The 12,835-nt window shown below is 69.0% G+C and carries 14 protein-coding genes; 4 read left to right on the top strand and 10 right to left on the bottom strand.

Going from position 1 to position 12,835, the window contains the following annotated elements; all coding sequences use genetic code 11:
* Positions 1 to 36: 36 nt before the first annotated feature.
* The 4 genes from rlmB to E3O39_RS06835 all read right to left on the bottom strand — a co-directional run bounded on the left by rlmB (position 37) and on the right by E3O39_RS06835 (position 4,412).
* Positions 37 to 1,131 (bottom strand): 23S rRNA (guanosine(2251)-2'-O)-methyltransferase RlmB, encoded by a 1,095-nt coding sequence (rlmB, locus tag E3O39_RS06850; protein WP_134450028.1) that lies wholly within the window; start codon positions 1,129 to 1,131, stop codon positions 37 to 39.
* Positions 1,131 to 2,546, bottom strand: coding sequence for a cysteine--tRNA ligase (gene cysS, locus E3O39_RS06845; protein ID WP_134450027.1), 1,416 nt, complete (start codon positions 2,544 to 2,546; stop codon positions 1,131 to 1,133). The genes rlmB and cysS overlap by 1 nt, the downstream gene beginning before the upstream one ends.
* Positions 2,543 to 3,802 (bottom strand): 2-C-methyl-D-erythritol 4-phosphate cytidylyltransferase, encoded by a 1,260-nt coding sequence (gene ispD / locus E3O39_RS06840; protein WP_134450026.1) that lies wholly within the window; start codon positions 3,800 to 3,802, stop codon positions 2,543 to 2,545. The genes cysS and ispD overlap by 4 nt, the downstream gene beginning before the upstream one ends.
* A 127-nt stretch (positions 3,803 to 3,929) precedes the next feature.
* Entirely contained in the window at positions 3,930 to 4,412 is a 483-nt protein-coding gene (locus E3O39_RS06835; RefSeq protein ID WP_035879449.1) for a CarD family transcriptional regulator, read from the bottom strand.
* A gap of 178 nt (positions 4,413 to 4,590) precedes the next feature.
* On the opposite strand from E3O39_RS06835, the gene E3O39_RS06830 reads away from it, so the two are divergent.
* A complete protein-coding gene (locus tag E3O39_RS06830; protein ID WP_134450025.1) occupies positions 4,591 to 5,070 on the top strand; it encodes a hypothetical protein in 480 nt (159 codons plus the stop codon).
* A 139-nt stretch (positions 5,071 to 5,209) separates the two neighbouring features.
* On the opposite strand, the gene E3O39_RS06825 is transcribed toward E3O39_RS06830, so the two are convergent.
* Positions 5,210 to 5,890: a response regulator transcription factor gene (locus E3O39_RS06825; protein ID WP_134450024.1), complete on the bottom strand. Its 681-nt coding sequence runs from the start codon at positions 5,888 to 5,890 to the stop codon at positions 5,210 to 5,212.
* Complete coding sequence (locus E3O39_RS06820; protein WP_134450023.1) at positions 5,887 to 7,041, bottom strand: cell wall metabolism sensor histidine kinase WalK; 1,155 nt, start codon at positions 7,039 to 7,041, stop codon at positions 5,887 to 5,889. Before E3O39_RS06820 ends, E3O39_RS06825 begins: the two co-directional genes overlap by 4 nt.
* A 180-nt stretch (positions 7,042 to 7,221) precedes the next feature.
* Between E3O39_RS06820 and phoU the strand changes: the two genes are divergently transcribed.
* Positions 7,222 to 7,884, top strand: coding sequence for a phosphate signaling complex protein PhoU (gene phoU, locus E3O39_RS06815; RefSeq protein ID WP_134450022.1), 663 nt, complete (start codon positions 7,222 to 7,224; stop codon positions 7,882 to 7,884).
* Positions 7,885 to 8,010: 126 nt separating this feature from the next.
* Here phoU and E3O39_RS06810 read toward each other — a convergent pair whose 3' ends face one another.
* The 4 genes from E3O39_RS06810 to E3O39_RS06795 all read right to left on the bottom strand — a co-directional run bounded on the left by E3O39_RS06810 (position 8,011) and on the right by E3O39_RS06795 (position 11,167).
* Positions 8,011 to 8,757 (bottom strand): phosphoglyceromutase, encoded by a 747-nt coding sequence (locus tag E3O39_RS06810; RefSeq protein WP_134450021.1) that lies wholly within the window; start codon positions 8,755 to 8,757, stop codon positions 8,011 to 8,013.
* Positions 8,758 to 8,803: 46 nt separating this feature from the next.
* On the bottom strand, positions 8,804 to 9,985 hold the full coding sequence (locus E3O39_RS06805; protein WP_134450020.1) for a folate-binding protein YgfZ: 1,182 nt from the start codon (positions 9,983 to 9,985) through the stop codon (positions 8,804 to 8,806).
* A gap of 67 nt (positions 9,986 to 10,052) precedes the next feature.
* A complete protein-coding gene (locus E3O39_RS06800; protein ID WP_134450019.1) occupies positions 10,053 to 10,712 on the bottom strand; it encodes an FABP family protein in 660 nt (219 codons plus the stop codon).
* A 191-nt stretch (positions 10,713 to 10,903) separates the two neighbouring features.
* Positions 10,904 to 11,167 (bottom strand): hypothetical protein, encoded by a 264-nt coding sequence (locus E3O39_RS06795; protein WP_134450018.1) that lies wholly within the window; start codon positions 11,165 to 11,167, stop codon positions 10,904 to 10,906.
* A gap of 83 nt (positions 11,168 to 11,250) precedes the next feature.
* Here E3O39_RS06795 and E3O39_RS06790 point away from each other — a divergent pair, with 83 nt between their 5' ends.
* Together E3O39_RS06790 and mshD are read left to right on the top strand one after the other, a co-directional pair.
* Positions 11,251 to 11,943, top strand: a complete 693-nt coding sequence (locus E3O39_RS06790; protein ID WP_241975327.1) for a response regulator transcription factor — start codon at positions 11,251 to 11,253, stop codon at positions 11,941 to 11,943.
* Entirely contained in the window at positions 11,918 to 12,832 is a 915-nt protein-coding gene (gene mshD, locus E3O39_RS06785) for a mycothiol synthase (RefSeq protein ID WP_198413391.1), read from the top strand. The genes E3O39_RS06790 and mshD overlap by 26 nt, the downstream gene beginning before the upstream one ends.
* Positions 12,833 to 12,835: the final 3 nt, after the last annotated feature.

Raw genomic sequence — 12,835 nt, 5'->3', positions numbered from 1 at the left:
ATCCTCCGTCATGGCGAACCCTGACCCGGTGAAGGGTCAGGCGGTGGCGGCTGCCTTGGCGGCGGCGAGCTTGACGGCCTTGGCGACCTTCGCTGCCGCGCGCAGGCGGGAGATCTCGTAGAGCGTGACGCTCGCGGCGATGCCGGCGTTGAGGGACTCGGTGCTCGCGCTGATCGGGATCGAGACGATTGCGTCGCAGGTTTCGGTGACGAGGCGCGACAGGCCCTTGCCCTCGCTGCCGACGACGACGACGATCGGGCGCTCCGCGAAGCCGAGGCCGAGCTCGGGCAGCGAGGTGTCTCCGCCGCCGTCGAGGCCGATCACAAGCACACCGACCTCCTTGAGCGACTTGAGCGTCTGGGTGAGGTTGCTCGCCATGGCGACGGGCGTGCGCGCTGCCGCACCGGCGGAGGTCTTCCACGCGGAAGCCGTGACGCCGACCGACCGGCGCTGGGGCACGATCACGCCGTGGCCGCCGAATGCCGCGGTCGAACGGATGATGGCGCCCAGGTTGCGGGGATCGGTGATGCCGTCGAGGGCGACGAACAACGGCTTGAAGCCGCGGCTGATCGTGAGCTCGAGGAGCTCCATCGGGTGCGCGTACTCGTACGCGGGCACCTTGAGCGCGAGGCCCTGGTGCACGGCGTCGCGGCCGGCGAGGCGGTCGAGTTCCGGGCGCATCACTTCGAGCACGGGGATGCCGCGGCCCGTCGCGAGGGTCAGGACCTCCTTGACCCGGTCATCCATTTCAATGCGGGTTGCGATGTACAGGGTGCTCGCGGGGATCTTCGCGCGCAGGGCCTCGAGCACCGAGTTGCGCCCGGTGACGATCTCATGCTCGTCGATCGACTTCGCCTTGCGGGTGGAGGTGCCACCGCCGCCGGAGTTGGCGGTGGAGCGCTGCCCGCCCTGCGAACCCGTCGTGGGGCGGCTGCGGCCACCGCCGGCCGCTGCGAAGCGGTCCTGGGCGGCCTTGCGCTTCCCGGCGGGGTGGTACGGACGGTCTTCGGCCTTGGGCGTGGGCTTCTTACCCTCGAGGGCCTGGCGGCCCTGTCCGCCTGAGCCGACCTGGGGGCCGCGGCTGCCCTTGCGCACGGACCCGGTGCGAGCCTTGCGGTCTGTGTTCTTCATCAGTCAAAACTCCAATGCGCACCCGAGGGGGTGTCTTCGATGGTAATTCCGGCGGCGACGAGCTCGTCCCGGATACGGTCTGCGGCCTTGTAGTCGCGGCTTTCCCTGGCGGTCTCCCGGTCGGAGAGCAGGCGCTCGACGAGGGCGGTGAGTGCGACCATGGCTGGTTCGTCCGTCGCGACGGCCCAGCCGGGCGACAGGGGGTTGATGCCGAGGACCTCGCTCATGGCGAGCACCTGGCCACGGGCGGCGGCGGCGGCGCGCAAGTCTTCGGCGTCGAGCGCCGCGTTGCCGGTGCGCACGGTCTCGTGCAACACGGCGAGGGCCTGGGGCACGGCGAGGTCGTCGTCCATGGCGATCGCGAACTCGTCGGGGACGAGCTCGACGCCGCTCGAGGCGAAACGCGTCTCGGCGAGGCGGCGGTCGGCCCGGTCGAGGAAGCTCTCGATGCGTTCGAGGGCGGCTTCGGCCTCGGCAAGGGAGTGGTCGGTGTAGTCGATCGTGGAGCGGTAGTGTGCGGCTCCGAGGTAGTAGCGCACGACGATGGCCCTGGCCTGGTCGAGCAGCTCGGCAGCAAAGACGGAGTTGCCGAGGGACTTGGACATCTTCTGGCCGTGCACGTGCACGAGACCGTTGTGCATCCAGTACTTCGCGAACGCGTCGCCGGCCGCCGTTGACTGGGCGAGTTCGTTCTCGTGGTGCGGGAACCGCAGGTCGAGGCCGCCGCCGTGGATGTCGAAGCCCGCTCCGAGGTAGCGGCTCGCCATCGCGGAGCACTCGATGTGCCAGCCGGGCCGGCCTGGTCCCCAGGGGGATGGCCAGGACGCCGAGGCCGGTTCGTCGGCCTTGTGACCCTTCCAGAGGGCGAAGTCGCGCGGGTCGTTCTTGCCACGCGGATCGGCGTCCGCCGCCGCTTCCATGTCGCCGCGACCCTGGCGGGTGAGCGCCCCGTACTCCTCCCAGCTGTTGGTGTCGAAGTAGACGTCGCCGGAGCCGTCGGCCGCCGGGTACGCGTGGCCGCGGTCGATCAGTCGGGTGATCAGGTCCTGCATCTGCTGGATGCTCGCGGTCGCACGTGGCTCGTACGTGGGGGCGAGGATGCCGAGGCGCTGGTACCCGGCCGTGAACTCGAGTTCGTAGCGGTAGGCGAGCGCCCACCACTGCTCTGCGGTGCCTGCCGCGTTGGCGAGGATCTTGTCGTCGATGTCGGTGACATTGCGGATGAACGTGACGTCGAAGCCGCGGTAGGTGAGCCAGCGCCGAAGTTGGTCGTAGACCAGGGCGCTGCGCAGGTGGCCGATGTGCGGAGAGGACTGCACGGTCGGCCCGCACACGTAGATTCCGACCGCACCGGGGGTCGTCGGGATGAAGTCACGCAAGGCCTGGGCCCGGGAATCGTACAGTTGGATCGTCACACGTCCCAGCTTAGAACAGGGCCGGTTTCCGGCAGCGGGATGAGGGGCACGATGAGGGCCGTCGCGACGGCCGCGATGCCCTCGCCGCGCCCGGTGAAACCGAGCCGGTCCGTCGTCGTTGCGGACACGCTGACCGGCGCGGACAGGATCCCGCTGAGGTATTCCTCGGCCTCGAGTCGGCGCGGGCCGACCTTCGGGCGATTGCCGATGATCTGGACGGTGACGTTGCCGACCCGGAACCCGGCCGCGGTGACCCGGCGGAGGGTTTCGCGGAGGAACACGTCGCCGTGCGCACCTTCGAGACGCGGGTCGGCCACGCCGAAGACACCGCCGACGTCGCCGAGGCCGGCCGCGGACAAGAGCGCGTCGCAGATGGCGTGCACGGCGGCGTCGCCGTCGCTGTGCCCGGAGAGGCCGCGCTCCCCCGGCCAGTGCAGGCCGGCGAGCCAGAGCGGCGAGGCATCGTCGTACCCGTGCACGTCGAGGCCCGAACCGATCCGCGGTGACGGCGCCTCGGCCTGCTGGCCGACCGCGGCGGCATCCGTGCGGGCACGCTCGTCGAGGAGGGCCTCGGCCCGGTGCAGGTCCCACGGGGTCGTGATCTTGAACGCGAGCGGGTCTCCGGGGATGACCCCGACCGGATGTCCGGCGGCCGCGACGATCTCGGCGTCGTCGGTCGGGGTGCCCGCGGGGTCTGCGGCGCTCATGGCGGCGAGCAGCACGCCCCGGGGAAAGCCCTGCGGCGTCTGCACGGCCGAGAGGGCCGAACGGTCGACCGTCGCGCGGATGGTGCCCTCGGCGTCGACGTGCTTGATGGTGTCGACGAGGGCGAGACCGGGGACGATGCCGTGCCCGGTCGACCGCACAGCGGCGACGACGGCGTCGCACAGTCCGGCAGGGGTGAGGGCGCGGGCGGCATCGTGCACGAGGACAGTCTCGACGCCCGGGCGCAGCACGGCGAGGCCCCGGTTGACAGAGTCAGCACGAGTGGGGCCGCCCACCACGACGTCGACGTACGACGCGACAGCCCCGGCGGCGGATGCCGCGATCACCCGGGCCTCGGAGAGGTGGCTGTCCGGCGCCACGACGATCACCTGGGCGGGTTCGACCATTCCGAACACGGAACCGAGCGCGCGCTCGAGGAGCGTGCGACCCCTGAGCAGGACGAACGCCTTCGGCTCCGTCGCTCCGAGCCTGGCGCCACTGCCCGCGGCGACGACGATGACCGCGACCGCGGGGGCTGCGTATTCAGTCATGTCTGGAGGCTATCTGTTGGAGGGCGGATGCTGCGGGATAGTTCACACCGGAACGTTCACACCGGAACGTGCGAAAGGCGGCACCTCGCGGCGCCGCCTTTCAGCGTGTGAAAAAAGTCAGGGTGGGTCAGGAAGCCAGAACCTCGTCGAGGACAGTTGAGGCCTTCTCTTCGTCGGTCTTTTCGGCGAGGGCCAGCTCGCTGATCAGGATCTGGCGGGCCTTGGCGAGCATCCGCTTCTCACCGGCGGACAGGCCGCGGTCCTGGTCGCGGCGCCACAGGTCGCGGACGACCTCTGACACCTTGATGACATCGCCGGAGGCGAGCTTTTCGAGGTTGGCCTTGTACCGGCGGGACCAGTTGGTGGGCTCCTCGGTGAACGGGGCGCGCAGCACCTCGAACACCTTGTCGAGGCCCTCACGACCGATCACGTCGCGCACGCCGACGAGGTCGACGTTCTCGGCGGGAACCTCGATGGTGAGGTCTCCCTGAGTGACGTTGAGCTTCAGGTACAGTTTTTCCTCACCCTTGATGATCCGCGTCTTCACTTCCGTGATTGTCGCGGCACCGTGGTGGGGATAAACGACGGTTTCGCCTACTTCAAAAAGCATGTATGGATATCCCTTCAGCAACGTCTAGGATACCACAGCGAGGGGTGGTAGGGTTTGCGACCCTGACCGGGGCATGGGCCGGCGGGGCCACGAGGCCGGCCTCCCCGATACGCTAGGCTCGAAGCGAAATCTGCGGCGTTCGCGCCTTCAGGCGCACCGTCGAACTGTTGGAGGTCTTGTGAGGGCTCGAGTCTTGCTGTCCGTGTTGCTGACGGCCGGTATCCTGCTGGGTACCAGTGGATGCAACCTGCTGGCCCCGCAGTCAACGACCAAACACTACGACGCGAGCGACGGGGTCAGCGGCAACGTCGGCGACCTGCAGGTCCGCAACGCGATCGTGCTCTCGACGGACGGAAAGACCGGGAGCCTCCTCGTCACCGTGGTCAACCCGAGCGATTCAGCGCACAGCCTGTCCGTGCAGTACACGGCCACGACCGGCAAGGTCACCCAGCAGCTGACACTGAAGCCTCAGTCGAGCACCGCGATCGGTGCGACCGGCGGCCCCGTGATCACCCTCGAGAACATCGACGCCCCGCTCGGCTCGCTGTTCCCCGTCTACTTCCAGTACGGCACCGAGACCGGCCTCCAGTTGCTCACGCCGGTACTCGACGGCACGCTCCCCCAGTACTCGACCCTGCTGCCGACCACGGCGCCGTAGCGCCCGGCAGACGCAGGCAAGGCCAGACCGGGTCAGGCCGGGTCAGGCCGGAACTGGTCGAGCCCGACCGGTTCGGACCCGACCGGTTCGAACCAGACCGGTTCGGGCCAGGCCGGGTCCGGCGTCGAAGCCGACCGGGTCAGGCCTCGAAGCGGTAGCCGAGGCCACGCACGGTGACGAGCATGGTCGGCTCTGACGGCGTCGCCTCGATGCGCGAGCGGATCCGCTTGATGTGGACGTCGAGGGTCTTGGTGTCGCCGAAGTAGTCGGTGCCCCAGACCCGGTCGATCAGCTGGCCGCGGGTCAACACCCGGCCGGCGTTCCGCAGCAGGAACTCGAGAAGCTCGAACTCCTTGAGCGGCATGTTCACCACGGTGCCGCTCACTGCGACCGTGTGGCGTTCGATGTCCATCCGGACGGTGCCCGCCGTGAGCATGTTCTCGTCGTCCTCGGTCTGGTCGGTGCGCCGACGTGACACCGCACGGATGCGCGCGAGCAGTTCCCTGGTCGAGTACGGCTTGGTCACGTAGTCGTCCGCGCCGAGTTCGAGTCCGACGACGATGTCGACCTCGGAGTCCTTCGCGGTGAGCATGATGATCGGGACCTGGGAGCGGGTGCGGATCTCGCGGCACACTTCGGTTCCGGGGATGCCGGGGAGCATCAGGTCCAGCAGGATCAGGTCGGGTCCGATCCGGTCGAATTCGCTGATGGCGCTCGGTCCGTCCTCGGCGACGGTGACCTCGTAGCCTTCGCGTTCGAGCAGGAAGCTCAACGGCTCGCTCAGCGCTTGTTCGTCCTCAACCAAAAGAATGTGGGTCACGGGGTCTCTCCTGTTGTGGCCAGGGCGGTGTGACTCGCCTCAGGCAGCCGGATGGTGAACGTCGAACCGCTGCCCGGTTGGGACCAGACGCGGATGTCGCCGCCGTGGATCTGCACGATGTGCTTCACGATGGAGAGGCCGAGGCCCGTTCCACCGGTGTGACGCGACCTGGCCTGGTCGACCCGGAAGAATCGTTCGAAGATGCGGTCGAGGTCGGCCTCCTGGATGCCGACGCCCTGGTCGGTCACCGTCACCTCGACGACGCCGTCGTGGTGACGCACTCCCACACCCACCCGGGATCCCTCAGCGGAGTAGTGCACCGCGTTGGCGACCAGGTTGTGCACGGCCATCACGAGGAGGCGTTCATCGCCCGTGACAAGGGCGCCGGAGGGCTGGCCGACGGCGAGCGTGATGCGTGCGGCATCCGCAACGACCCGGCTCTGGTCGACGGCCGCCGCGACGACGTCGTCGATCGGGAGGTCTTCCGGCTCGGACAGGGAGTCCTGTGCCTGGAGCCGGGAGAGCTCGATGATCTCCTGCGTCAGCCGGGTCAGGCGCCCGGACTCCGTCGTGAGCCTGCTGGCGAACCTGCGCACCTGCGCCGGCTCGTCGGCGGCCTGGTTGAGCGCCTCGGCGAGCAGGCCGACGGCGGCGATCGGGGTCTTGAGTTCGTGGCTGATGTTGGCCACGAAGTCGCGGCGCACCTCGTCGAGGCGGAAGGCCTCCGTGCGGTCCTCGGCGAGCAGCAGCACGTAGCGGGTGCCGAGCGTGGCCAGGCGCACGCGCACGCGCATGCTCGCGTCGCCGAACGGCCCGCGGGAGAGGATCAGGTCTTCGGCGATCGGTTCCCCGGAGCGCCGCACCTTACCGGCGAGCTCGAGGAGTTCCGGGTGCACGATCTGCCGGTTCCAGACCATCCCCATCGACACGGCGGCCGGGGATGTCTTCATCACATTGTTGGAGGGGTCGAGCACGACGGCCGCGGTGTCAAGTGCGTCGAGGACCTGGTCGATGCCGTCCGGCACGGCCGGGTTGACCACCTCGGAGGCGCGACGGCCGTGGCGTTCCGCGATCTGGAGCAGGCTGATGAACCCGGCACCGACCATGAGGCCCAGTGCCAGAGACACCAGCACGAGCCACGATGATTCCATTCCACCAGATTACTGACACAAAAAAGCGGAACGAACCGTGCCGGGCCGCTGGGCGGCTACTTTAGGTAGTATTCAACACTCCGGCACCTGCCGTTAACCTCTGTCGACAAAGATTCACTGGGGGCCAGGTGGTTTCCACGTTTCTGCGCGTATCGCGCGCCCAGGAAGGAACACAGACGTATGCGTGAAGTATTCCAGCAGGAGCTCGCCGAGGTTCAGGACCGCCTCGTCGAGATCTCCCGTCTCGTCGGCATCTCGATCGCGAAGTCGACCAGGGCTTTCAACGAGTCCGACGTCAACCTCGCCGAAGAGGCCATCAGCGAAGACGACAAGATCGACGAACTCACCATCGAGCTCGACGAACTCGCCATCACGATCCTGGCGCGCCAGCAGCCGGTCGCCCGCGACCTGCGCATCGTGGTGAGCGCCCTCCGGATCAGTTCGTCCCTCGAGCGGATGGGCGACCTCTCCACCCACATCGCGCAGCTCGCCCGCTACCGTTTCCCCGACAAGGTCGTTCCGCAGAGCCTGCGGGGCACCTTCGGCGAGATGGGCGCCCTGCTCGTGACCATCTCGACGATGCTCACCGAGTTGCTCACCACCCAGGACGTCAAGCTCGCCGAGGTCATCCGCAACGAAGACGACAAGGTCGACGCCCTGCACCTGAGCGTCTTCGACGCCGTCCTCGCGGAGACCTGGAAGGGCGAGGCCGCCGACACGGTCGACTCGACCCTCGCGAGCCGGTATCACGAGCGCTTCGCCGACCACGCCGTCTCGATCGCCAAGAAGATCCAGTACCTCGGCACGGGGGCCTGGCAGCAGAGCACGACCGGCGTCCAGTAGTCCGCCCGCACCACTCGAACCGCCGCACAACCGAAACGCCGCACAACCGAAACGGCCCCGGAAGCGAATGCTTCCGGGGCCGTTTTCGGTGGGGACTGTCGATAGCGGACTAATGGGGCGGGAGTTCTACTTCTTGCTGCCCTGGGCGGCGACGGCCGCGGCACCGGCGGCGGCGGCCTCGGGGTCGAGGTACTGGCCCGCACCGATCGGGACGAGGTTCTCGTCGAGGCGGTAGACGAGCGGGATTCCGGTCGGGATGTTGAGCTCGGCGATGTCCGCGTCGCTGATGTTGTCGAGGTGCTTCACGAGGGCGCGCAGCGAGTTGCCGTGGGCGGTGACGAGAACGGTCTTGCCTGCACGGAGGTCCGTCGCGATGTCGGACTCCCAGTAGGGCAGCATCCGGTCGACGACGTCGCTCAGGCACTCTGTGCGGGGCAGCTCCTCGCCGAGGCCCGCGTAGCGCGGGTCGTGCGCCTGGGACCAGGGGGAATCGTCGGCGAGCACGGGCGGCGGCACGTCGAAGGAGCGGCGCCAGAGCTGGAACTGCTCCGGGCCGAACTTGGCGAGGGTCTCCGCCTTGTCGAGGCCCTGCAGGGCGCCGTAGTGGCGCTCGTTGAGGCGCCAGGAGCGCTTCACGGGGATCCAGAGGCGGTCGGCTTCCTCGAGCGCGATGTTCGCAGTCTGGATGGCGCGGCTAAGGAGTGACGTGTGCAGGACGTCGGGCAGGAGGCCGGACTCTGCGAGGAGCTCGCCGGCGCGCTTGGCCTCGGCAGCTCCCTGCTCGCTCAGGCGAACGTCTACCCAACCGGTGAAGAGGTTCTCTTGGTTCCATAGGCTCTGGCCATGGCGAAGGAGGATGAGATTGTATGACATGACTCCAACTCTATCGAGAGCCGGGGCGGTGGTCGGTGGCCGGGGGTCAGTGCCCGGGGGTGCGGATGCCCAGCCGGGGCAGCCGGGGGATCTCGGCGACCGAGCCGGCCGACTGCGGAACGATGACCTGCTGGGTCGCGGCGACCGCGATCTCCTCGCTCAGCACCTGGAGCACGACCGTTGCAGGCACGGTGCGTTTGACGACGGCGAGGGCGATCGGGCCGAGCTCGTAGTGGATAGCACTCGAGGTGATCGAGCCGACGCCGCGACGCTCCGTGTCGCCGTCGGGGAGGCGACGGACGGCCTGGACTTCGTCGCCGTGCACCGGCAGCACGCCCTGGGAGCCGTCGAGGTGCAGAAGCACGAGCCGCCGCGGGGGGTGCCCGAGGTTGTGCACCTTCGCGACGGTCTCCTGGCCGCGGTAACAGCCCTTGTTCAGATGCACGGCGCTGCGCAGCCAGTCGAGCTCGTGCGGGAGGGTCCTGTCGTCGACCTCTGTCGCCCGGCGGGGCCGCCAGGCCGCGATCCGGAGCGCCTCGAGGGCGAGCAGGCCGGCCGCGCGCACGGTGCCGCGGCGGACGGCCAGAGTCACGGCCGGAAGCGCGGTGCGGGGCACGAGGGCCTCGGTCCAGTGCCAGTCAGCACCGGGATGCGCGGGGTCTTCCGCATACTGGAAGCCGCCGGTGACGACGGCAGCCCACGGGTCATGCCAGACGAGGGGGGTTCCGTTCGGCGCGGCGGGTTCGAGCGCGGGCGCGGCAGCGGCGAGGTCGCCGATGCTCCCCATCGTGCCGATGACGGCGTACTCATCGGTGCGGTCGCGCAGTTCGACCCGCAGCATGAAGCGCATCCGGTCGAGCCACGTAAGCAGCGCGGGCAGTTCGGCGGCCTCGACGACGAGCCACGCCTCCATGCCGTCGTCGACGAGCCGCACCGCGTGCTCGACGTGCCCGGTCGGGTCGAGCACGAGGGTCTCGGCCGACTCCCCCGGCTTCAGAAAGCGCAGTTCCTGGCTCGTGATCGAGTTGAGCCAGGTCAGCCGGTCCGGGCCGGAGACGCCGAGCACCGCACGGTTGGAGAGGTCGACGATGGCCTCGCCGGCGAGCAGGTGACGCTGTTCGATCATCGGGTTGCCGTAGTGGGCGGCGACGCCGGCATCGGGGCCGGTCGCCTGCACGGCGCCGGGCAGGTCGAGCAGGGCTGAAGCGGATGCTGTCGGCGGGGTCATGAGGACTTCTTCCGGGGTTTGCGTAACGCTGAGGCGCACATCGGGGACAACGCGGGAACCGCCGGGATTATTCGACCCGCTTGAGGCGGCCGGAGGCGTGCGTGCGCAGGCTCTGGCCGAGGGCGGCGATGTCCCACGCCCAGAGCAGGTGGCCGTCGACGAGACCGTACAACCGGGTCGCGGCCGAGTACGCCTTCGCGCCCTGGGTACGCATCACCGCGTCGGTCGCGAGGTCGATCCGTGGCCCCTTGACCTGGCCGAGGTAGATCTCGGCGGCACCGCCGGGATGCACGAGCGTCACGTCGATGTCGAAGCCGCCGTCGGCATTGCGGAGCGTCTCCACGGCGGACGCCGTCGTATAGGGGTGCTCGCCCTCTGCCGGCAGCAGCCCGGGCCCTGGGTCGCCGGCGCCCTGGGGACGACTCAGGCGCCAGTACCCTGTCTCGGTCATGAGCGGGGTCTTCCCGACGAAGCCGGATGCAGCCCCGTCGACCGCCTCGGCGTCGTCGTCGACGCTCGCTGCGGCATCCGCTTCAAGCCAGGTGTATGAGCTGTAGTTCAGGTGCGGGAGGCCGTCATGGCTGAAGCTCAGCCGCTGGCCGAACTCACGTGAGACCCGATGACCGTCCGGCAGGGCATAGTCGATGACACCTGACCCCTCCCAGACGCCGAGGAGCCACGAGAGCGGGACGAGTTCGGACGGGAGCTGGGTCGGGAGCTCGAACATCGAGGGTTACCGCTGCCCCCGGAACAGCTTGAACAACACGATGCCGGAGACCCAGGCGATCGACAGGCTCGCGAGCGCGAGGAGGCCCAGGAAGAAGATTTCGAGCGCGAGGATTGACATGACACCACCTTAGCTCCCGGCGAGAGCCGAAACGCCTGCGCGCGGGTACCCGGCGCGGCTTTACCAGTTCGTTACAGAAGCCCGGCGAGCGCGAAGATTCCGGTCGCGGCGGCGAGGACGAGGACCGCGCCGACGAGGCTCAGCGTGACCCGGTGCACGTAGCCCTCTTTTTGCCCGGTCGCGAGCTGGATGGAGAGGGTGCCGATGGTGCACCCCGCGAGGGAGAGGCCGATCCACACGAGGGAACGACCGGGCGCCGCGAGGGCCCCGGTGAGCACAGAACAGACCACGGCGAACGCCCAGACCAGGCCGACGCTTCTCCACTGCCACTTCACTCTTCCATTGTGCCCTGCCAGGGGAGCAATCGGCTGCACGTGGCTGCACGCTAGGATTGGCCAACAATGGTTGGAGGGCCCGCGTGGCGCAATTATTGATCCTGACCTCCGCGGTCGGCGGGGAGGTCCTGCCGGCGCTGGCGTTGCTCTCGCATGGAATCCGCGTCATTCCGGCCCAGCCCGACCAGCTCATCACCGCCCCGGACTCCGATGTCATCCTCGTCGACGCCCGCACCAACCTGATGGCCGCGAAGTCGCTGTGCCAGATCATGCAGACGACGGGCAGTCAGGTCCCGCTGCTGCTCGTGATCACCGAGGGCGGCCTCGCCGCGGTCAGCCCCGGCTGGGGCATCGACGACGTCATCCTCGACACGGCGGGTCCCGCCGAGGTCGACGCCCGCATCCGCCTCGCCGCCGGCCGCACGCCGCGGGCCGAGGAGTCCGCGCTGATCCGCGCCGCCGGTGTCGTCATCGACGAGGCGAGCTATTCCGCGAAGGTCTACGGCCGACCGCTCGACCTCACGTACAAGGAATTCGAGCTGCTCCGCTTCCTCGCGGCCCATCCCTCCCGGGTCTTCACGCGTGAGCAGCTGCTCAGCGAGGTCTGGGGCTACGACTACTTCGGCGGTACCCGCACGGTCGACGTGCACGTCCGCCGCCTCCGCGCCAAGCTCGGCGACCAGGAATCCCTGATCGGCACCGTGCGCAACGTCGGATACCGCTTCAATGTGCAGGAACCAGAGGCCGTGCGTGATCAGTCCGTCGCACGGGCCTGACGACAGCGCCTTCGCGCTCTCCTGGGCCGCAGTGACGGATGCCGCCGAACGCGTCGACGGGTATGCCCCGCTCAACGAGCAGGCCACCCTCGATCTTGCGGCCGGGCGCCGCACTCCCTTTCTGCTTCGCGACGGCGACGCCGCCGTCGGAGCCCTCGTCCTCGGCTCTGGTGAGCTCGACCTCGTCGTGCACCCCGGGTTCCGCAGGCACGGCCACGCCACCGCGGCCCTGACCGAGCTCTTCGGCGATCCCGCGTACGCGGTGGATGCGCCGGACGGCCTGACCGCCTGGGCGCACGGCGATCACCCGGCGGCCCGCGCCCTCGCCGGGCGCTTCGGCTTCGACGCCGTCCGTCGACTGCTCCAGCTGGAACTGGCGCTCCACGCATCGTCCGCTCCCCCGGCATCCGCCGCCCCGGAGGAGGCTTCCTCCCGGGAGAAGGACGACGCGATCGTGATCACCGCGTTCGACCCCGCCGCCGACGCCGACGCCTGGGTGACCCTGAACGCGCGGACCTTCGCAACCCACCCCGAGCAGGGCGGCATCACAGCGGCCGACCTCGCCGACCGCATGAACGAGGCCTGGTTCGACGCGGGCGACTTCCTCGTCGCCCGCGTCGGCGACGCCCTGGTCGGCTACAACTGGCTGAAGATCGAGCCGGGAGCAGCCGAGGGTGAGATCTACGTGGTGGGGGTGAGCCCCGAGTGGAGCGGGCACGGCCTCGGACGCCGGCTGATGACCGCGGGGCTCGAGCGTCTGCGCCGGCGCGGGGCGACCAGCGCGACGCTCTACGTCGAGGGCGACAATGTGCCTGCCGTTCGGCTGTATCGGTCCCTCGGATTCACCGATCGCAGTGTCGACGTCCAGTACCGCCGCCGAACCCGATAGGCA

The organism is Cryobacterium sp. MDB2-A-1 (assembly GCF_004402675.1).
Lineage (GTDB): Bacteria > Actinomycetota > Actinomycetes > Actinomycetales > Microbacteriaceae > Cryobacterium > Cryobacterium glucosi.
The sequence above is the reverse complement of the archived record's forward strand: the minus strand, read 5'-3'. Positions and strand labels throughout refer to the sequence as shown.